The sequence below is a fragment of the Aquabacter albus genome, from assembly GCF_040049275.1.
In the GTDB taxonomy this organism is placed as follows: Bacteria; Pseudomonadota; Alphaproteobacteria; order Rhizobiales; family Xanthobacteraceae; genus Aquabacter.
Genome location: NZ_JBDZDT010000002.1, coordinates 544,930 through 563,440 on the forward strand (window position 1 = coordinate 544,930; position 18,511 = coordinate 563,440).

At 65.0% G+C, this 18,511-nt stretch carries 32 protein-coding genes; 12 read left to right on the top strand and 20 right to left on the bottom strand.

The window, feature by feature from the left end; genetic code table 11:
• From ABLE91_RS05530 to ABLE91_RS05610, 17 genes are read right to left on the bottom strand one after another with little or no spacing between them, the layout of a single operon-like run.
• Positions 1-453 carry a hypothetical protein gene (locus tag ABLE91_RS05530; protein ID WP_348929156.1) on the bottom strand — a complete coding sequence of 151 codons (453 nt, stop codon included), beginning with the start codon at positions 451-453 and terminating at the stop codon, positions 1-3.
• Positions 450-734, bottom strand: a complete 285-nt coding sequence (locus tag ABLE91_RS05535) for an ASCH domain-containing protein (RefSeq protein ID WP_348929159.1) — start codon at positions 732-734, stop codon at positions 450-452. The genes ABLE91_RS05530 and ABLE91_RS05535 overlap by 4 nt, the downstream gene beginning before the upstream one ends.
• Entirely contained in the window at positions 731-1,276 is a 546-nt protein-coding gene (locus ABLE91_RS05540; protein WP_348929161.1) for an XF1762 family protein, read from the bottom strand. The genes ABLE91_RS05535 and ABLE91_RS05540 overlap by 4 nt, the downstream gene beginning before the upstream one ends.
• The gene (locus tag ABLE91_RS05545) at positions 1,276-2,751 is read right to left on the bottom strand and encodes a hypothetical protein (RefSeq protein WP_348929164.1); all 1,476 of its coding nucleotides are present in this window, start codon (positions 2,749-2,751) and stop codon (positions 1,276-1,278) included. The genes ABLE91_RS05540 and ABLE91_RS05545 overlap by 1 nt, the downstream gene beginning before the upstream one ends.
• A complete protein-coding gene (locus ABLE91_RS05550; protein WP_348929166.1) occupies positions 2,744-2,977 on the bottom strand; it encodes a hypothetical protein in 234 nt (77 codons plus the stop codon). The genes ABLE91_RS05545 and ABLE91_RS05550 overlap by 8 nt, the downstream gene beginning before the upstream one ends.
• The gene (locus ABLE91_RS05555) at positions 2,977-3,375 is read right to left on the bottom strand and encodes an HNH endonuclease (RefSeq protein WP_348929168.1); all 399 of its coding nucleotides are present in this window, start codon (positions 3,373-3,375) and stop codon (positions 2,977-2,979) included. The genes ABLE91_RS05550 and ABLE91_RS05555 overlap by 1 nt, the downstream gene beginning before the upstream one ends.
• Positions 3,376-3,642: a hypothetical protein gene (locus tag ABLE91_RS05560; RefSeq protein WP_348929171.1), complete on the bottom strand. Its 267-nt coding sequence runs from the start codon at positions 3,640-3,642 to the stop codon at positions 3,376-3,378.
• Positions 3,635-3,934 (bottom strand): hypothetical protein, encoded by a 300-nt coding sequence (locus tag ABLE91_RS05565; protein ID WP_348929174.1) that lies wholly within the window; start codon positions 3,932-3,934, stop codon positions 3,635-3,637. The genes ABLE91_RS05560 and ABLE91_RS05565 overlap by 8 nt, the downstream gene beginning before the upstream one ends.
• Positions 3,931-4,863, bottom strand: a complete 933-nt coding sequence (locus ABLE91_RS05570) for a 5'-3' exonuclease (RefSeq protein WP_348929177.1) — start codon at positions 4,861-4,863, stop codon at positions 3,931-3,933. The genes ABLE91_RS05565 and ABLE91_RS05570 overlap by 4 nt, the downstream gene beginning before the upstream one ends.
• Entirely contained in the window at positions 4,860-5,249 is a 390-nt protein-coding gene (locus tag ABLE91_RS05575; RefSeq protein WP_348929179.1) for a hypothetical protein, read from the bottom strand. Before ABLE91_RS05575 ends, ABLE91_RS05570 begins: the two co-directional genes overlap by 4 nt.
• Positions 5,250-5,308: 59 nt before the next feature.
• Positions 5,309-6,445, bottom strand: coding sequence for a recombinase RecT (locus tag ABLE91_RS05580; protein ID WP_348929180.1), 1,137 nt, complete (start codon positions 6,443-6,445; stop codon positions 5,309-5,311).
• Positions 6,446-6,452: 7 nt separating this feature from the next.
• Positions 6,453-7,460, bottom strand: a complete 1,008-nt coding sequence (locus tag ABLE91_RS05585) for a hypothetical protein (RefSeq protein ID WP_348929182.1) — start codon at positions 7,458-7,460, stop codon at positions 6,453-6,455.
• A complete protein-coding gene (locus ABLE91_RS05590; protein ID WP_348929185.1) occupies positions 7,453-7,620 on the bottom strand; it encodes a hypothetical protein in 168 nt (55 codons plus the stop codon). Before ABLE91_RS05590 ends, ABLE91_RS05585 begins: the two co-directional genes overlap by 8 nt.
• A gap of 3 nt (positions 7,621-7,623) precedes the next feature.
• Positions 7,624-7,803, bottom strand: coding sequence for a hypothetical protein (locus tag ABLE91_RS05595; protein WP_348929188.1), 180 nt, complete (start codon positions 7,801-7,803; stop codon positions 7,624-7,626).
• On the bottom strand, positions 7,800-8,087 hold the full coding sequence (locus ABLE91_RS05600) for a hypothetical protein (RefSeq protein ID WP_348929191.1): 288 nt from the start codon (positions 8,085-8,087) through the stop codon (positions 7,800-7,802). Before ABLE91_RS05600 ends, ABLE91_RS05595 begins: the two co-directional genes overlap by 4 nt.
• Positions 8,088-8,098: 11 nt before the next feature.
• Positions 8,099-8,488, bottom strand: a complete 390-nt coding sequence (locus ABLE91_RS05605; RefSeq protein WP_348929193.1) for a hypothetical protein — start codon at positions 8,486-8,488, stop codon at positions 8,099-8,101.
• Positions 8,489-8,490: 2 nt separating this feature from the next.
• Positions 8,491-8,907 carry a hypothetical protein gene (locus ABLE91_RS05610; RefSeq protein WP_348929195.1) on the bottom strand — a complete coding sequence of 139 codons (417 nt, stop codon included), beginning with the start codon at positions 8,905-8,907 and terminating at the stop codon, positions 8,491-8,493.
• A gap of 199 nt (positions 8,908-9,106) precedes the next feature.
• On the opposite strand from ABLE91_RS05610, the gene ABLE91_RS05615 reads away from it, so the two are divergent.
• Genes ABLE91_RS05615 through ABLE91_RS05625 form a run of 3 tightly spaced genes read left to right on the top strand, consistent with a single transcriptional unit; the run spans position 9,107 to position 9,937 of the window.
• On the top strand, positions 9,107-9,328 hold the full coding sequence (locus ABLE91_RS05615) for a hypothetical protein (protein ID WP_348929197.1): 222 nt from the start codon (positions 9,107-9,109) through the stop codon (positions 9,326-9,328).
• On the top strand, positions 9,329-9,679 hold the full coding sequence (locus ABLE91_RS05620) for a DUF3572 family protein (RefSeq protein ID WP_348929199.1): 351 nt from the start codon (positions 9,329-9,331) through the stop codon (positions 9,677-9,679).
• A 9-nt stretch (positions 9,680-9,688) separates the two neighbouring features.
• Positions 9,689-9,937, top strand: coding sequence for a hypothetical protein (locus ABLE91_RS05625; protein WP_348929202.1), 249 nt, complete (start codon positions 9,689-9,691; stop codon positions 9,935-9,937).
• A gap of 249 nt (positions 9,938-10,186) precedes the next feature.
• Here the strand turns inward: ABLE91_RS05625 and ABLE91_RS05630 are convergent, their stop codons facing one another.
• Entirely contained in the window at positions 10,187-11,071 is an 885-nt protein-coding gene (locus ABLE91_RS05630; RefSeq protein WP_348929204.1) for a hypothetical protein, read from the bottom strand.
• Positions 11,072-11,089: 18 nt separating this feature from the next.
• Complete coding sequence (locus ABLE91_RS05635; RefSeq protein WP_348929206.1) at positions 11,090-11,902, bottom strand: helix-turn-helix domain-containing protein; 813 nt, start codon at positions 11,900-11,902, stop codon at positions 11,090-11,092.
• On the opposite strand from ABLE91_RS05635, the gene ABLE91_RS05640 reads away from it, so the two are divergent.
• From ABLE91_RS05640 to ABLE91_RS05680, 9 genes are all read left to right on the top strand, one after another.
• The gene (locus tag ABLE91_RS05640) at positions 11,901-12,134 is read left to right on the top strand and encodes a hypothetical protein (RefSeq protein WP_348929209.1); all 234 of its coding nucleotides are present in this window, start codon (positions 11,901-11,903) and stop codon (positions 12,132-12,134) included. The genes ABLE91_RS05635 and ABLE91_RS05640 overlap by 2 nt on opposite strands.
• Before the next feature lie 742 nt (positions 12,135-12,876).
• Positions 12,877-13,212, top strand: a complete 336-nt coding sequence (locus ABLE91_RS05645) for a phage regulatory CII family protein (RefSeq protein WP_348929211.1) — start codon at positions 12,877-12,879, stop codon at positions 13,210-13,212.
• A 77-nt stretch (positions 13,213-13,289) separates the two neighbouring features.
• Positions 13,290-14,375, top strand: a complete 1,086-nt coding sequence (locus tag ABLE91_RS05650) for a KilA-N domain-containing protein (RefSeq protein WP_348929213.1) — start codon at positions 13,290-13,292, stop codon at positions 14,373-14,375.
• 8 nt (positions 14,376-14,383) lie between these two features.
• Positions 14,384-15,013: a hypothetical protein gene (locus ABLE91_RS05655; protein WP_348929215.1), complete on the top strand. Its 630-nt coding sequence runs from the start codon at positions 14,384-14,386 to the stop codon at positions 15,011-15,013.
• The gene (locus ABLE91_RS05660) at positions 15,010-15,432 is read left to right on the top strand and encodes a hypothetical protein (protein WP_348929217.1); all 423 of its coding nucleotides are present in this window, start codon (positions 15,010-15,012) and stop codon (positions 15,430-15,432) included. The genes ABLE91_RS05655 and ABLE91_RS05660 overlap by 4 nt, the downstream gene beginning before the upstream one ends.
• Positions 15,429-15,617, top strand: coding sequence for a hypothetical protein (locus ABLE91_RS05665; protein WP_348929218.1), 189 nt, complete (start codon positions 15,429-15,431; stop codon positions 15,615-15,617). Before ABLE91_RS05660 ends, ABLE91_RS05665 begins: the two co-directional genes overlap by 4 nt.
• Entirely contained in the window at positions 15,614-15,838 is a 225-nt protein-coding gene (locus ABLE91_RS05670; RefSeq protein ID WP_348929220.1) for a hypothetical protein, read from the top strand. The genes ABLE91_RS05665 and ABLE91_RS05670 overlap by 4 nt, the downstream gene beginning before the upstream one ends.
• The gene (locus ABLE91_RS05675) at positions 15,835-16,422 is read left to right on the top strand and encodes an MT-A70 family methyltransferase (RefSeq protein WP_348929222.1); all 588 of its coding nucleotides are present in this window, start codon (positions 15,835-15,837) and stop codon (positions 16,420-16,422) included. The genes ABLE91_RS05670 and ABLE91_RS05675 overlap by 4 nt, the downstream gene beginning before the upstream one ends.
• Complete coding sequence (locus ABLE91_RS05680) at positions 16,419-18,230, top strand: DNA cytosine methyltransferase (protein ID WP_348929224.1); 1,812 nt, start codon at positions 16,419-16,421, stop codon at positions 18,228-18,230. The genes ABLE91_RS05675 and ABLE91_RS05680 overlap by 4 nt, the downstream gene beginning before the upstream one ends.
• A 2-nt stretch (positions 18,231-18,232) precedes the next feature.
• Here ABLE91_RS05680 and ABLE91_RS05685 read toward each other — a convergent pair whose 3' ends face one another.
• Positions 18,233-18,478 (bottom strand): hypothetical protein, encoded by a 246-nt coding sequence (locus ABLE91_RS05685; RefSeq protein WP_348929226.1) that lies wholly within the window; start codon positions 18,476-18,478, stop codon positions 18,233-18,235.
• Positions 18,479-18,511: the final 33 nt, after the last annotated feature.

The window sequence follows — 18,511 nt, forward strand, 5'->3', positions numbered from 1 at the left end:
TCAAGCACCTCCAGGGGTGCGAGAGCGGATGCCCTGGGCCAGGGCTATGCCGAAGCGCGCACGGTTAGTGCTTTTCTGGATGAGGGCTTCGGTCGCCCCGGCGCGAGCTAAAGCCTCCGCCACCTGCACCTCCTTTTCCACCTGATCTTGGAGGTATTGGTGGCACGCCTCGCGCTCTGCCAGCACCGCCGCGTCCCGCTCGGCTTCCAGTTCCTTGATGCGGGCTTCGTCTTCCGCGCGCTGTTCGGTGAGGTCGCGAACCTCATTCGACAGGCTCAGAACGTCGCCGGCATGAAGCTGCTTCCACGCCGAAAGTTCGTCTCTCTCTGCCTTGAGGCGGGAGAGTTCGGCGGCCGCTTCTCTTTTGAGGGATGACGCGCGGTGCCAATAGCGCTCCTTCAGTTCGTCTCGCATATCGGCTGCCTGGAGCAGCCTTTCCACCAGATCGCTCATTGGGGCGCCCTCACGTCGATGGCGAACACCTCGACCGGCTTCGGACCGAAGTGCGGGTGCGTGATCGTTTTGTAGGTGAAGCCGCGCCACGGGCGCTCAATGCGCCGGCTGGCGTCATCGGCCTTAGGGTAGCCGCGCGTCAGGACGATCCGGTCGTAGGTGCGACCTTCAAGGCGCCTGATCCAGAAGGGGGTGACGAGCCGGTATTCCTCGGTCTTGGTGCCGGCGGCGATCTGATCGAAGTACTCGCCATTGAGCGGCAGCGTGAGGGTCTCGCTCATGACGCACCTCCGTCCTCGGAGAGGGCGCCCCATGCGCCCCAGCCAAGCGCAACCTTGTCTTCGGTGGGATGCTTGTCGGTGCGCGGGCGAGAGGGGCAATCCCAGCTTCGTCCGTCCACTCGCCATAAGAAGCGATAGCCCGCAGCTCGTGCGCCGGCCCCGCCGATGCGGCGGGCGCCGATGTCAGTTTCCTCACAGGGCTCGCCCGCATCGGTGACGAAACGGTCCCATTCACTAGCGAGAATGTAGGTGAGGCCACGCCGGTAGCCCTTCGCATCAGCCGCCCGCCGGGCTGCGCCGTAGAGCATGCTGTCGGCGTTTGGCGTGCCAAGGGTGCAAAGGCGCGTCACCTCCACGCTTAGGCCATCATCAAGCCCGCGCGCGACTGGTCTGCCGACTACGGCAACCCCCACAATCAGGCCGCTGTCATCATGGACGGCATGGCGCCAGAGATCGCCAACGGGGGCGCCGTGATGCCGGTGATGCTCGCGGACAAAGTCCTTCGCCTGATCTCGTGTGATGGGCCGAAGCTCAATGCCCATCATGCCTCTCCCTTAGCGGGGAGGGGGAGAGCGCGGATCCCTTCGATGATTTCTTCCAGATCGCCGACATACTCTTCGCCGGTGCCGGGAAATTCGGTCATGCCGGTGGATGGGTCGTATGAGCCGTGCTCAGACACATAATCGTCAAGGCGCTTTTGGACCCACCTTGCTGCCGCCTCCGCTGAAGGTCGCCGCAGGATAGCCGCGACGTGGCGCAGTCCGGCCGCCGTGCGCGCGTCGTGCGTGCAGACTGCGGTCGCCTCGACCCATGGCGCCATCTCTGCCGGGCCGTCGCTTTCTTTCCACGCCACCGCCTCCTCCGACACGGGCGCCTCGGGGGCGGACCCGGTTGCCAGCGCTGCAATACGTTCGGGGAGCGTGAGCCACTTTCCGCCCGTTCCCTGGCAAGGCGCGTCCGCCTTATCGAGCGCGTCTTGGACCGTTTCATAGGTGGCGTCGTCCAGCATCCCTCCGGGGAGCACCTTCGTGAAGTCGGCGGTCAGTGGCGCCTCGGGGGCAGGCTCCGTGACGAGGGCGGAGCGAATACCGCGAAGCTCGGAAAGAACCCACGCGATACCGACCTTATCGAGCGACGGACGCGGGTATTTTCCGATCCCGGTATCGCTCCACTCGATCCGCTCCATAAGCGCATCCAACCCCGCCACCCCGGCAGAGACGGCCTCTTCCCGTGCTGTATTGTCGGGTGTGGGTGAGAGGGGGGCCATAATCAATCGGAGATGAGCCTTCTCCACCTCTTCAAGGGCATTAAAGCGATCAACGATGCGTTGGATCATGGTGGCCGGGTCGGGGCAATGCCGCTCCGGATCAAGATTGGTGCAGAAACGATATTCCCCGTCGCCTCCGGTGAGCCTGTCGATCTCCTGGGCAGCCTCCTCGTAACCGTCGCGCTTGCCCATGTCGTAGGCTTCGTCTGGATCATCCCCCTCCTGCACAACGGGAGGGGTGGGGGCGGCATTCTCAATGGGGCCCTCGCCAGTCTCCACGTGGTGGAGGATGTTCCGAGCCCGCGTCCTGTCACACACGAGGCCGTCCAGTTCGCCTTCGATGGCGACCTGAAGCCGCTCAATGCGCGCCTCGTCATTCCACCCCTCTCCCGCAGGCGCAGAGAGGGAGCGGGCGTATGCGAGCGCTGCGTCAACAGCGGCGGACAGAGCGCCAATCTGGTCATTCGCGTCTATGTCGCGAAGGTGAGCAGTTCGGGCGTCATCCGCCACCACATAGATAGTCGCCTCCCGCTCCGATGCTGCTGGCTCTGCCGCAAGGGCGGCATGGGAAGCGAGGGCGGCTTCTGCAGCTTCGATATGAGCCCAGGAATCCGCGAGCCACCCCGGTAGTCCCTGAGTTTCAAAATCGACGGCATAATGATTGACTGCGCAGCCCACCGCATTCTGGTAGAGCAGCTTTGCGGTCAACAGCAGGTGTTTGAACGCCTCTCGTTCCAGCGCTTCACGCATCGGTCTGTTCCTTTGAGAGGGTGGGGGCTTGCGGGTAGACGCGCAGGGAATTGGCGCCCCATTTCATGCCGTAGTACTTGCCATCGAAGCGCGCCCCGGTGAGGTTCGATCTCGGGCGGCCGTCGCGCAGCACGTAGTCGGCGGCCTGCGCTTGAGCCACTAGGTCGCCTTGGGCGTCGAGGATCACGCGGGTTGTCGGCTTCGGCCGCGCTTTGCTGTCCTGCATCACCTTCTCCCAATCGGTTCGCCGGTCAGGCGGTCCACCACAACTCCGGAAATCTTCTTCTTCCGCCGGCTCTCCCGGCTGCATGCGAAGGTGGAAGGCTTGCGGATGCCGATGTGCTTGGAGCGCACACGCCGGGCGCGGGACTTCTCCGCAACGTCGTCGGCTGTCTTGGTCTTGTGGCACCAGCCGCAGACGCAGCGGAGGTTGGCTTCACGGTTCTCGCCGCCGTTCACGAGCGCGATGGTGTGATCCGCCTGCCAAGCATCGCCGGGGGCGAGCTTGCGGGTGCAGACCTCACACCGGCCGGCAGCTCGCTCGAAAACCCTGAGGCGCACGCGCGGCGGGATCTGCGTGTCAGGCGTCGCGCCAATCCATTCCTCTACGCTGCGGGCGGCCATCTATGCGGCCTCCACAGGTGGTAGAGCCGCGGCTATGTCGCTAGGCGTCGGCTCATAGCCGCAGGAGCGGACGGCTCGGTTGTAGCCCTGGCAGTAGAGCCACGGCTTCTTCCGGCGGGCCGCCTCGTCAAAACAGTCGTCCACGTCCTTGTGGTAACGAGAGCGCGGGTTATTATTCGCGAAGGCCGAAAGCCACACGTACTTCTCGGTGACCTTGACGAACTCCTCGTCGGAGAGCGCCGGAAGATCTTCGGGGCGGTCAGACATTGCTCTCCTCCGTAGGTGGGGAGGGGAGAAGACCTCCGCGGAAGAAATACCGGACCGGAAAGGCGTTCTCGTCACGGGCGCGCATGAAATCAGCGCCAATGTGGCAGCGGCGCCCCTTCGTATCGACACAGAAAGCGCGCAGCTCTTCACCCATAGACCCGGTTTCGCCGGTGAGGGCGCGGCTGGCATGGCTTACCCAGTCGTTGAAGGTGTCGAACTGGCCGGCCCATTCGGGGGAAAATCCGACAAGCGGCGTCGGCGCATGCCATGGGCGAGGGCGATTGATGCTCATGCTGCTTCTCCCCGGCGGCGCGGTTCGTCAGGCGAGGCATCACCACAGATGCGCGCGGCGACGCTGTCGAGATCCCAATGGCGCAGGAAGGCGCCGAAAGTGGCGAGGTCGGGCTCGACGCGCCCGAAATGGGCCAGCGACACGGTGACGGGCACCGTCGCATCAAGCGCGGCGAGGCGGTGCGATAGCCGGGCGAGGTCAGCATGCTCGGCGACGCGCAGCACGTGCTTGTGCTTTGAACCGCCGGCGGCGAGGGACAGGATCTCCTCGACGCCGCCGAACTCGCGCACCAGTGCGGGCGCGCCCTTGGCGCCGATGCCCGGCACGCCCGGCACGTTGTCCACGGCGTCGCCGCAGATCGCCAGCACGTCCAGCACCTGGGCCGGCGGCACGCCGAACCGTTCGAACACGCCTTCATCGCGGATGGTGGCGCGCTTGGCTTGGTCGAACATGCACACGCCGTCGGCATCGCTGACGAGCTGCATCATGTCCTTGTCGGCGGTGGCGATGGTCACCGCCGCGCCGGCGCCGACCGCGCGCCGGGTGTAGGTGGCGATCAGATCGTCAGCCTCATAGCCGGCCATTTCGACCACCGGAATGGGCAGGGCCCCGCAGGCATCGCGCACGGCCTGGAACTGGCAGGTGATTTCGTCGGGCGCCGGTGGCCGGTTCGCCTTGTAGGCGGGTGACAGGTCGTGCCGCCAGTTGCGCCGGCCGGCGTCGAAGATGACCGCGGCGTGTGTGGTGCCAGCGATGGCCCGGTCCTCCAGCAAGGACCAAAGACGACCGCAGAATCCCGCGATTGCGCCGACGGGGTGGCCGTCGCTGCTGCGCGTCACCTTGGCGTTGGCGTGGTATCCGCGCCATAGAAGGCCGGAGCCGTCGATCAAGAGGAGGTGGTCGCCGGAGCGCATGGGGCGGAAGCTCATCCTTCGCTCCTCCGCTCGATCTCCGACCACTCGACACCGCACATGCGCGCCACATTGGCGAGAAGGCGATCGCGAGGCATGTCGCCGAGATAGTCGGACACGAGGAGGTCGATTGCCTCGTCGAGGAAATCTCGGAACTCGCCTACCTTCATGGCGGCGATGGAGCGCGGCACCGCATGCATCTCGCCGTCACTGAAGCGGAAGGCATCGACGCGGCCCAAGCGCACCAGCATCTCTGTGGCAAGCGCACGTTTGTCCATGCCGATCCCGGCGCCGACATGCGTCATCAGCCCCCAGAAGAACTTGATGGCGCGGTCGCTCTTCTTCGGCATCTCAACCTTGACCTGAGTGCCGAGGGGGATCGCCTGCGCGTCGTCGGCGTCCATCTGGGATGCCGGGATGAAGCCGCGCGCTGTCTTTTCGAGATAGATCACATCCATGACGGTCAAGCCTTCCGATGAATGCGGGCGAGGTGCTGCTCGTACAGCGCTTCAGCCTTCTGGCGCACCGCCATGGGTTGCTGGTTCACGTCCTCCTCGGCGAAGGCCCACATGCGCTGAAGCATCTGGTCGTTCATTGCGTGGGCGAACCGGCCTTCCAGTTCGGTGAGGAGATCTTCGCCAGCCGGCGGGTTCGGCCGGTCGCCGGGAAAGTCGTCTTCGAAGAGGTCGGCCCCGGCGGCGGGCGGCGCTGGGGGGCGAGGCGCGCCTGCCGCCGGGGTGGGTGCGCGCTCATCGCGCGCGGTGCTGCCAACCTGATCCGGGGGAGGGGGAACCGGAGGGGTGGGCGGCTTCGGGGGCGCCTTCGCCATCTGGGGCGGCGCCGATGGGCTGCTCTCGACCATTTCCCGAACCTCGGGGTTCGAGAGCTTGTCGAGCGGGTTCTGGACTTGGGCCTGTGCATCGGGCGAGGGAAGCGCGGCCACCGGCTTCGGCGGAGCGGGCGGCCTGGGCATCGCGCGCATCGGCTCCGCCTCGACAACCTGCTCTTCCTCGATCTCCTCGCGCAGGTATAGGCCGCCCAACACATCGGCGAAGGCGTCGCGCAGCGCGAAGGCACGGGCGCGCATCTTCATCATGCGCTCGGGGAAGCGGTGCCAGGGCGCGTCGTTGGCGGCCTCATAGGTGCCGCTGCCATCACGCCGACGGCGGGTGACCTTCATCCGGTCATCCCAGAGCCCGGCGCGCCGGGCGTCCGCGACGCTGAAACTCCCCACCACCGGCTCGGGCTCGCCCTTCCGCTTCACGGTGCAGAGCGCAACGCGGTTCTCGCCTTCTCCGGTGATCTCTTCCTTGATGCTCTCGGCGGCGCCGGACGCGCGCACCAGGGCGAGAGCAAGGTCGCCCCAGATCGTCGGCCGGCCGTTGATGACGGCGATCCGCTGAAGGGCGGTCATGGGCGGGACGCCGAGCTCCAAACCGTGGAGGATGGCGATGGCGACGGCCTGGGGATTGTCCAGACCCGCCGGGGCGAGCTTGGACTTGTGGACCGCGTCCGCCAGATAGAACACGTCCTCCATGGTCTGCGGGACCATGGCGCGGATGGCGGGAACCTGCGTGCTGATCTGGGCGAGCGCGTTCATGGTGTCCTCACGCAGCGATCTGCTTGGTGCCGACGGTGACGCCGGGCGGGGTGACGCCAGCGCCGATATTCCGGCGGGCGAGCTTCAGGAGGACTTCGGCAAGGTCCGGGTTGATCGGCTTCATGCCGGCGTAGAAGGCGGCGAGCGCCAGAGGGTCCGAGATCTGCACGTCCGGCACGGTGCGCAGGGAGACCTTGGCCCCCGTTCGGCCGGCGCCGCCACGCTGGGGCTGGGCCTCACGGGCGGCTTCGGCGGCGCGCGCCTGCGCCTCGGCAATGGCGGGATCGTCCGGCGCCTGGGCGGCGAGCAGATCGGCTTCCTCCTGCCGGCGGCGCGCTTCCTCGGCCGCAAGCCGGGCGCGCTCCTTCTCCTCGGCATCCTTCTTCTGAAGCCACGGCGTCAGGTGCGCCTTGAGCTTCTTCACCAGGGCGTCGGCGTCGTCGCGCCAACGGAAGCGTTCGTCCACCTGACGGCCGGCTTCCAGATGAGGCGTCTTCTCGGTCTTGTGGGCGTTGTCGCCGCGCGCTCGGAGATCAGACACACGCTTCGCCCACACGGCGACCTTGTCGGCGTCTTCCTGGGTCGTGATCGGCTGGGCCAGGAACCTCTTGGCAAGCTCCTGCTCGCCGGCCAGTTCCAGGCGAAGATCCTCCGCCGGGTCGCCGGTGGTGGCGTTGTTGCCCATGACGGCGCGCGGGTTCTCCGCGCCGGCCTCGGGCGCCGTCGGCTCGGGAAGCGCGGGCGCGTCGTCCGGCCAGCCCTGGCCATCGGCCGCCGCCTGATAGGCTTCATAGGTCACGGCGTTCTTCGCAGCCGCCGGCCACACCTCGCCCACATCGACATAATCCGTGCCGAGCATGGCGAACACGCTGCCGTCCGGCTCCTGCCAGATGGCGACGGGCGCCCAGATGTCGCCACGCCGCAGTCGGTAATAGCCGCTGGCGGCCTCGCTGTCGGAAATGGTGACGGTCTTGCGCATGAGCATCGCGCGCCACGTGTCGAACTGGTCACCCACGGCTTTTCCCCTTTGAATGGTTCGGATTGTCGAGGCGGTTCTTTGCCATCCGCCGGTCGGTGATGGTGGCGTGCCAAGCCAAGGCCAGAATGATCCCCGCGCTGAAGACGATGGCGCCGGCGAGGAGCAGAATGCGGACCTCGAAGTACGGGTCGGACATGGGTCAGCCCTCCTTCTTTTCGGCGCTGAAATCAGCGGCGACGGCGCAGAGGACCAGGGCGAGCGCGAACCACCAGCCGGAGAAGCCGAGCCAGAAAACCGCGTAGGCGCAGAAGCCAAGGATCGCGGCCCGGAATGCGAGGGTGGAAAGCGCGAGGATGAGGACTACGGTGTTGTTGCTCACAGGCCGTCTCCCGTCTTGCGGGAGGAGGAGAGGGCGGCACAGAGACTTTCCTTGGCCGCCGCATACTCAAGCATCAGGGCGGCGTCGCTACTTTCGCTATCTGTCGCGTAGGCATCTCCGGCCGCGAGGAAGCGATCGGCAGACCTCTCCAACTCGTCATAGGAGTGCAGCACCGCCTCAGCGTCATCCCACGCCACGAAGGGAATGCCGCTACCGCGACCGGCGACAAACTTGCGGAAACGCTCCAGCGCCCCACCGTCCTTCTTCTCGCTGTCCTGGGTCATGGGGGAGGACATCAGGCGGTCCTCCCTTCGGAGAGGGCGAGAGCGGCTTTGGCCCTGCGCAGTTCGCCATAGCTGATGCGCATGCCGGTCATTGCGTCATCGGGCCGGCCTGGGTCATCCGGCATTGATGCGAAGGGCGCCATGGCCTCGTGCAATGCTGGAGGCGCCGCGATCTGGCGGTGATCTGAGCCGGACGTAAGGGCCGCAGAGTGGATGTGATGTTCGGCCGCCGCATGCCAGCCCTCGCAAAATTCTCGCGCGGCGGTCATCTTCTCACGGCGCTGGGCTTCGGAGTTGTATCCCCAGCCGCGAAGCTCCTCCCCGCCGAGCATGACGGTGATTTCGTCCAGGTCGTTATCGACCACGCGGGGCGCGGGTGCGCTTTTAGCTTCGGCGCTCATGGCTATGCCGCTTCCATCTGTTCGGAGGAGGGGAGAGAGGCGAGGCGCGCATCGATGCGCTCGACCTCGGAGGTGAGCGCCGCGGTGTCCCCGCCCACGCTGATGCCGAAGTGGAAGGGCCGGGTCGCGGGGTTGGTGATGCGGTCGCGATAGGTGAGGAGTTCTTCCCGCTCGCGCTCGGCCGCCGACAGCTTGCCCAGCCGGTCCCGCTCCACCGCTTCAGCGAGGCGATAGCCCGCCATCGTGTGCATGCGGCGCAGGTGCATCCGCAGGAGATCGCGATAGGCCGGCGGCGTGTTCGGGTTGAACCGGCCCGCCTGCTTCCGGTGATAGTCCCGGTCGGCGCGCGCGTTCCTGATGGCTTCCGCCTGGACCGCTGCCGTGTCGATTTCGAGCTGTTCTGTGACCAGAGCGGGCATTGCCGTCCTCATCGGGTTGATAACGGATATTCCCCCGAAAGGGGAAGATCGTCAACCCCTATGAGGGGAATATTTCCCAGAATGTGGGGAAGGTTGCCGCGAATCACTTTCCACGCTGCGTCGTATTGACTCGCGTTTGGAATGAGAACGAAATAGGAACATCGGAACGTGGGAGGATGAGATGCAGGAGGGGGAGCGCATGCCGATCGCGCGTCAGTTCAAGCTTTTCGTGCGATGCGAATGCTGCCGGCGGGAGTCGTCCCGCGTGATCGATGTGCCGGATGTGGAAGATGCGCCGACGGATGTTGAGGAACTGCTTTGCAGCACGCTCTTGGAGCGCCAGGTGTTCGACTGCCGCGAATGCCATGGCACCATCGGGCTGATAACCGGCGTGGCCACGCTTGAAGCGGAGGCGGCTTAAATGAAGCCGTCGGGCATAACACCGCGAGACGAAGCCGAACTGGTGGCGGCACAAACTTTAGCTTTCTTGGCCGGCGATGCAGAGCTTCTCGTGGGCTTCCTTAGCCACACTGGCCTTACCTCGGACAGCATCCGCGCGGCAGCGCAAAGCCCGGGTTTCCTAGTGGGCGTGATGGACTACGTGCGCGAGCGTGACTGGCTCATTGAGGAAGCGGCCGAGCACATCGGTATCACCATTCCCACTTGGATCAACGCCTGCCTAAGTCTGAGCGGCGCCCACGCGGTGCTCGTCCAGGCGTCCGGACCTAAGGCAGATCTTCCGTCGCTCCCGCGGCGCTCTCTTTATAGATAGGAACACATGATGGCCAAGAAGACGTTCTTCGTGGTGCAGCCTTACGAGCTCAATAAACGGGGGAAGCTCAAGGCGAGTCCGGCAATGGAGGTTCGATCCGCCGATGATGCTCGCAGGGTGGCGGAGCGAATGAGTGTAGCTAAAGCCGGCGCCGTTGCGTTCTCCGCAGACGTGGACACCGACTTCGGAGACGCTGATCCCCCGGTGTTCATTGCGAGCTTTGGTCAGGTGCCGGACGAGGCCGCGGAGATGGGATAGGGCGACGCCACTATGTGATATGCTGGCCGCTGGAAAGAAGCGTGGATTGACCGGTAATGGCGCCTACGAACCCAGAGACAAGGAAGGAGTCGCTCCGCGCCTGGGTGTCGGGTTTGGCTGTCACCCTCACGACGATTGTTGCCTATCTCGCATTCTGGCGACTGGCGCCAGGAACCACATTCATAGTTGGTTGCGTGGCTTTCATTGGTCTGGTGGCGGCAGGGTGGGTGCTTGGGCGTGAAAGTGGTCCTAATCGACGCTAGGGGAAATGACCTCGACTACACTTCGCCCTTGCCGCGCAACCTTCCATTCGTCACCAACCAGTTGCTGCTTAATCTCTAGCCTGATTGTCATCGGGATATTGGCACGAAGTCTCTCCCGAATACCGCTCTTGTCTAGCTCGGCAAGGAAGCGTTTGTCCCTCATTACTGCATTGAAAGTTCCGGGCAATCCCTCTTGTCGAAATGTCCAAGACCTGGGGGCATTCTCAAGTCGTGGAGTTACAAGAACGACTTCAAGAACCTGTGGTATCGTTCGTTCTTTCTGCTTGTCCTCTTCAAGTTCAAACAACCCGTCGGCCTCAGGGAACTGATTGGCGGGTATGGTTGCCCTGGGCTTCCAATTCTCCCCTTCTGGAATTCCCGTTCCGATTGCGGTGATCTTTTTGTCTCGCGGGGCGACTTGATACATCGCCTTTCGATGGGCCTTCACGGTTTCTGCGCCGGATGCTTTCTCGAATAGCTCACGAAGCTCTCGCTTCTGAGTTTCCGTGAAACCGTCATCGCCCAACCAATAATCGAGAGTTGGCTTAGCCGTTGTTGGGATTACCACGGCAAGCCCCATTGCTAGCCGCAGGATGGCGGGGACCTTCTTCCATCCCTCTACTACTCTCTTAACCGCTTGATTGGGGCCGGATCGCTCAATCTTGGCAATCCAATTGGATGAGCCCGGTTTGGCGGCAACCAAGCTGACCCGATATAAGCAGGTTGGGTCAACGACCGCCGCTGCCGCCCTGAGTCCCTGAGCCCACTGGATTGCTGCTGTCGCGGCGACCTCGAGGTCCGCTAGTTCACCCATCTCCGTCGCAAAATAGAGGCTAAGTTCGCCGTTATCGCCGTCGGCAACTTCGTCCATAGCAACGCCCCCCAGCGGCTACCAACTGAACTCATTCGTGACCCGGCGCACGATGGCGAGGATGGAAACCTCGCGGCCATCGTCCGCCCATAGATCCCGCTTGATCACGATCGGCTTGTGCCTAGCGTTAGTCGATCGCGGGTGAAATTCGACACGGTCGTCGTAGAGCTCGATCTGCTTCACCGACCATTCGCGGATATGGCCGCCATCCCTCGTTTGTTCCACCACGACTACCATGCCATCGCGGAGCGGGACCCGGTTGTCGAGGTCCTCGAAATTGATCCCTATGACGCGGTCGCCGGGAAAGATGGGCCGGGGTTTCAAGGCGTTCATACTGTCGCCAGCCACGTCCCATGCGGTGATGCGAGCGTGTGGGAAATCAGGATCTACCGGAACGGAGAGCATCACCGGCTCATCCTGGTAGATGTCCTCGTTCATGCGAAAGGCGCCGGCTTCAACCACGCCTATGACGGGCACATCGATAAAGCGAACCGAACTCGGCGTGAGTTCGACCGTCGCTGCGGGTTCCGCTTCCGCGGGCCCGGCTTCTTCGACGATCGCTGCCCGCGGCACGCTAAATGCCTTCGACGCAAGTTCGATCGTGCGTTCTGTAAGGCCCCGCTCGCCACGTTCGAGTTTTATGAACTGGCCGCGGGACAAGCCCATGGCGGCGGCCGCCTCATCGTGCGTCCAACCTTTGGCCAGTCTCAGTTTTCTAAGGCTCGTCCCCATAGAGGGGACATTGCCCCAATTGGCTTCGTCGCGTCTTTCCCCTATCTGGGGAAGAATGGGTTGACAATCTTCCCCCCAAAGGGGAATATCCGTCGCCATGAAGCTGCTCGACTATATGCGCGATCAAAAGCTTGACGACGAGGCCATGGCCTCGCTCGTCGGCGGGATCACCTCGCACGGCATCCGCAAGCTCAAGTATGGCGAGCGCAATGCTTCGCTTGAGGTCGCGATGCGCATTGAAGGTGCAACTGGTGGGCTAGTGCGGCCTTCCGATCTCGTAAAGCCGAGCCGAGCTTCGGCGAGCCATCACCCGGAGGGGATGGTGGCATGAGGCTCGCATCAAATTACTATGTCGTCTCGCCTGCCTCCGCGATGACGGCTACGCCACGGCGGGCACGCTGCCCTGACGCACCGTCCCGCCGTGGCGCATTCCACCTCGCAAATGTCGAGGCGGATCTAGGAAACCTCCACCGGCCCGCCCGCGTTTCTCACGTGCCGACCTTGGCATGGGCATGCTGGCGGCCGCGTCACGGCTCAAGTCCTCTCCCTGAAGCGCTGGGCCGTGGCGCGTTATTCTCGGTCCGCGCCAAAGCGGAACCAGTTTCCGATCGCGCCGTGCTGGAGCCCCGCCCCCCAGCAGTCCAGTACGGCCCCCGTACTTCACGGGGCAGGGCAGGGAGCTTCCCCCGGCTTTCTGTCCTGGCGTGCCCTTCTCTGCCGCCGGCATTCGCTCACGGCTTCCGCCGCCAACGCGCCGATGTGCTTCCAGGTTTCCTCCGGGACGGTTTCCAGCGTGACCGTCTCAACTGCCGCGCCCTCACCGGCGCGGCCTCTCTCTTCGTCCAGCATGTCATCGCCGCCGCCCGTCTATCCATGGGCTGGAGCATGGCCGGTGGCTCGCTGCATCGCACCATGATAATCGCGAGGAACATCACGTGAACGGATATGCTCGCCTGAAGGCTGGGTCGCGCGATCTCGTGGATCTCGCAGGTGGATGCACGCGTGCCGCCGGAAGAAGCCGAGCAACCCCGCAGTACCTGTCGGACTACGGTCTTTCGCACAAGAGCCCGTACATGCCGGTCGACGTCGTGGCGGACCTAGAGCAGGACGTGGGCCGTCCGATCATCACGGAAATATTGGCCGATCTGGCTGGGTTCGTCTTGGTGCCCAAGGCGCAGGCCGAGGCGCTGGGTTTGAATTTCCACGGCCACTTCGCCGACGTGTCCCGAGCCGACACCGACGTGGAGGCCGGAATGGCGGACGCTCTGCGCGACGGGCAGGTGTCGCCGGCCGAAGCCGCATCGCTCCTTCCGAAGGTGCGCCGTGCAGAACAGGAAATGGCCGAGCTGGAAAAGGACCTGATCCAGCTCGCCGCCGCCAATGTCACACCCATGAGACGCGGCGCCTAAGCGCCTCGCCCACACCGCATCACCACGTCTACCGGCATTTCGCCGGGCGCTTTCGTGCGCCCTGAAGGAGGTCTTTCATGTCGATCGGCCATTACCGTAGCAGCGACACCTATCGCGCTCTGGAGCGAGTGCTGAAGGAGTTCGGCGTCGAGCGTCACGAGGTGGAGGACAGGCGCCCCCACCCCTGTCTCCGGTTCGACTACGCCGGCGCCGAGCGGAAGGTGACCTTCGCTTGCACGCCGAGCGACCGGCGCGGCCCTACGCTGTCGGCCGCGAACCTGCGCCGCGACATGAAGAAGTGGCAGATGGAGGCGCTGGGCCGCCCGGCTCCAGTGGAGATCGAGTCCGATGCCGCCGGCCGCGAGGCGATGCCGCGTCCCGTCGTGCTCGCCTTCAACGGCGCGCCGATCCAGATCGATGCCGAAGCGCTCTGCCTGACGGACATGTGGCGCGCCGCCGGCTCCGACATGTCCAAGCGCCCCGTGGAATGGCTCCGGTCCAAGGCCGCTCGCGACTTCATTGAGCACCTGGAGATAATGGTGGGAAATTCCCACCTTTTACAGGTCGAGGCCGGCCGGGGCGGCGCCACCTTCGCTCACTGGCAGATCGGCGTTGCCTACGCCAAGTACCTGTCCCCCGACTTTCATATCTGGTGCAACACCATCGTGCGCGCCCACATGGATGGCCGCGCCGCCGCGCCGTCCGGGCTCGCGCCTGACCAGTCCGAATTGATCCGGCGCATCGACGGCATCGCCCGCATGCTGTCCCACAAGGTGACCAACATCGAAGCCGCGCTCCCGCTCATGGTCGGGCAGGCGCTCGAGGCCCATCTCGCCGCCGACCCGCGCCGGGCGGTGCTGGACTATGTGTCCGTCCGCCAGATGCTGGACGACGCTAAGGCCCTCCCGAAGGGGCGGAACCGGGTCAATCGGAAGATCGGCTTCGAGCTGCGCGCCCTTGCCGCCGTCGCCGCGCCGCCGGTCCCGCTCCGGCGCTGCCCGCACTCGGCCGTGTGGCTGTTCCCCATCGAATTTGCCTCCAGCTTCATGGCCGGGCGCGGCGCCGCGCTGGTCTCCGACCACAACGCCGCCGTGATGGGCCAAGGCGTCATCGACTTCCGCGCCGCCAAGCGCGCGACCTTCCAGAACAATCATCCTGCCTGAGGCTCGCCATGTCCGACCAGATTATTCCCACGATGGCCATGCCTGAAGTGGCCGCCCAGGTGGTGGCTTTGACTGAGCGCCTATCCCCCACCGACGCCCGGCTCAACTATGTGGCGGATCTTCTGAAGCCGATGATCGGCTTTGCGGAGGAAGAAGGCAGGAACGCCTTTTATGCGGCGTCGCGTCTGTTGGGCACCACACCCAACAACGCGAAGCACATTGTCGGGAATGTAGCGCGCCGAGGGTCCGCCGAGGCCTTCCGTGCGTGGCGCGCCGGGCCGTGCCCTCTCCCGGTCTTCGAGGTTCCCGCGCTGGCCCCACATCTGGTGGGCTTCGTCTATTTCGCCAATCCGGTTTCCGCTCCGAACGTGGTGAAGATTGGCATTTCCCCCAACCTCGTGCGTCGCATGAGCGACCTGGAGGGCGAGACCGGGGAAGAGCATGTTCTTCAGCGCTGGTTCGTCGGGACGACGCTGGACGAGGCCGTGGCCCAGTTTGCGCTCGCCGGCCGGCGCATCTCCGGCAAGTGGTTCGCCACCGGAGAGCCCGGCGGCCAGATCCCCGGCTTCATCGCCATGGGCGTGGAAGGCATGCGCGCCGCTCTCGGCCCCGACCTCCAGAAGGGGAGGGCGGCATGAGCGATCTTCCCTTCGGCATCGATATCGCTGCGGATCAGAACTTCTGCCGGGACGGACAATACACCGGCCGGCTGCGGCGCGCCGAGTGGGTGATTGCGCTGGCAATGCTGCGCTCTCACCCCGAGCCGGCAACCCGCGAAGTCCTCAAGGTCGCCATCTGGCCGCAGAAGGTGAACCGGGACAGGTGGTCGGAAGGTGCGTTCTCGGCCGCTGTCAGCGACACGCGGGCGAAACTGGCGCGCATCGGGATTGGCGTCGTCCGCGTCGGCGATGACCACATCCTGGTGGATCACACCGTCGAAGAGGAAGAGGTAACCGCGCCGGCCCCGCCCCAACGGGACGACGTGGTGACGGTCGCCATGGGGGAGGCGCTGATCTCCCTTCCGCGCCTGCGCTGGCTGGAAAGGGCGCTCCCATGAGCCGCCGCGCCCTCTCCAACATTCCGCGCCCGGTCCCACCCATCATCGGCATGCGCCGGATCTTCTGGACGCTCCATCCGCCGCGCCGGGTGGTGGTCGATGGCGTGCGTCCGCCCTTCACCCTGGACGGCCCGGTGGAAATCACCATGCCGTTCGTCCGCTGGATGGAAAGGCGGGCAGCATGAGCACGGAAAGCTTCACCGCCCAACAACAGGCAGACGAAGTCCTCGGCACCTATCAGGAGCGCCGAGACCATATCGACATTCTGGCCTCCAAGCCGGTGGGTAAGGGCGGGGTGGATGAATCCGACATCCGCCGCCGGCGCGAGCGCCTGAAGGTGCTGGAGGCCGCCTATCTCACGCTGAAGGGCCTTGCCGCCACCGGCGCGGAAAGGGGCGCAGCATGAGGGCGCCTTGGCAGTTCGGCAGCTTGCGCACCTTCGGCTACGACGTGATCGCGTGCGATCCGCCGTGGGACTTCGAGCTCTATTCCGAGGCTGGCGAGGGGAAGTCTGCCAAGGCCCACTACGCCACCATGCCGCTTGCCCAGATCGAGGCCCTTCGCGTCGGTGATCTTGCGCGGGGCGACTGCCTCCTTCTCCTGTGGTGCTGCGAGTGGATTCCTCCTGCCGCCCGGCAGCGCGTCCTCGACGCCTGGGGCTTCACCTACAAGACCACGATCGTTTGGCGGAAGACGACGCCGGCCGGCAAGGTCCGTATGGGGCCGGGCTATCGCGCGCGGACGATGCACGAGCCGGTGCTCATCGCCACCGCCGGAAACCCGCGCCACACAGCGTTCCCGTCGATCTTCGACGGCATCGCGCGCGAGCACAGCCGCAAGCCGGAAGAGTTCTTCGCCATGGTGGAGAAAGTCGCGCCGCATGCCGCCCGTGCGGATCTCTTCTCACGTCAGCGCCGGCACGGCTGGGACGGATGGGGAAATGAGGCCGACAAGTTCGACGCCTCCGAACAGAAGGTGGCGGCGGAATGAAGCGCAAGATGCTCGTGGCCGACCTCCTTTGCGGTGCCGGCGGATCTTCGACTGGGTGCCAGCGCGCGCTTGCCGATCTGGGGCTGGAGATGGATCTCGTTTGCGTCAACCATTGGCCGGTCGCGATCGATACCCACCAGCGCAATCACCCCGAGGCCCGGCACCATGTGCAGGACATTTCGACGGTGCGCCCTCATATCATCGTGCCGGAGGGCTATCTCGACCTGCTGATGGCCTCGCCGACGTGCACGCACCATTCCGTGGCGCGTGGCGGCAAGCCGACCAGCGACCAGCAGCGTAGCGACCCCTGGCACATCATCACGTGGCTCACCGAGCTTCGGGTGAAGCGCATCATCATCGAGAACGTCTGGGAATTCATAGGGTGGGGTCCGGTTGATCATCGGAACGGAAAGCCCATCGCCTCTCGCAAGGGCGAATATTTCCACGCCTGGATCGACACCATCAAGCGGCTCGGTTTCGAGCCTGAATGGCGGAAGCTCAACGCGGCCGACTATGGCGACGCCACCACCCGGCAGCGTTTCATCCTCATGGCCCGCTCCGACCGGCGGCGCGTGTCCTGGCCGATGCCCACCCACAAGAGGCGCGATGAGGTCAACGGCGACCTGTTCTCCGGCTCCAAGCCGTGGCGCCCAGCTCGGGAAATCATCGACTGGCAGATCAAGGGGCGGTCGATCTTCGGCCGGAAGAAGGACCTCGCGCCGAAGACGCTTTCTCGGATCTATGCCGGGGCGGTGAAATTCGGCTGGCCTGAGCCCTTCCTCGTCATCCTTCGCAACCACATGGCTGCGCAGGGCCTCGACCAACCGTTGCCCACCATCACGGCGACCGGAACCCACATCGGGCTTGCTGAACCCGTCATCATCAACATGAAGAAGGCGACCGCGCCGGCATCTGCGGACACGCCGCTGCCGACGCAGACCTCGGCGGCAAGCCATATCAGCTTGGCCGAGCCCGTCATCATGAACGGTCGCAAGGGCAATCAAGCCAAGGGTGTCTCGACCGAACCGATTCCGACGCTCGACACGAAGGGCGGGGTGTGGCTGGCTGAGCCCTTCGTTCTTTCCCAGGCCTCTTGCGGCGCACCTCGCACGGTCAGAGAGCCTATCCCAACCGTCACGACCGGCGGCAATGGCGCGTCGCACGCGCTGATTTCTCCCTATTACGGCTCCGGTTCGGGCGAGACCTGCGCCAGCGCTGATCAGCCCCTACCGACCGTGACCTCAAAGGGCCGGTTCGGCATGGTGGTGCCAGTGACGCAGTCGAATGGCGGCCCCTCGGCGCGGGACGTGGGGGAACCTATCCCCACCATGACCACTGCGAAGGGCGGCGAGTTCGCCATTGTCATGCCGGTGACCCACCATGACGGCAGCGACCGGAGCCGCGATGCGTTCGTGGACCCGCTACCCACCGTCACCGGCGCCAATCGTGGCGAGTTGGCCTTCATCGCCGCTCAGTTCGGCGAGCGCGAGGGGCAGGCGCCGCGCGTCCATGACATCGAGGAACCGGCGCCAACCATCTGCGCCACCGGCCGAGTGAACCTCGTCGAGGCCACTGAGCACTACGACATCCTGTTCCGCATGCTGGAGCCGCACGAACTCGCCGCCGCCATGGGCTTCACCACGGAAGACCAGAGCTATGAGTTCGCCGGCACGAAAACCGAGCAGATCAAGCAGATCGGCAATGCCGTGTCCGTGGCGAAGATGAAGGCCTGCGTCGGCGCCCTGATGGCGGACGCCGCGCCGAAACGCCGGGAAGCGCCCATCCTGTTCCAGGAGGCCGCTGAATGACCTCACATCATCCTCTGCGCTGTCAGATATCGCTCAAGCTGGGTGGTGGCCTCTGCGATGTCCACTTGATCCCCGCTCTCGGCTGCCTGCATGAGCAGCGTCATGGCGTGCGCCAGCACGTCGTTGCGCAGCACGCCCTTGGAATTGCCGAGGAGGAATCTCCCCGCCTCTTCCAGCGTGGACAGCGTCCCGCTCCCTCGTCCTTTGAGCGTGATCGTATGGGCGAGGGGCTTCTTCCAGTCGGTCATGGCGAACTGCAACGCCTGAGCGCGGGAATCGTT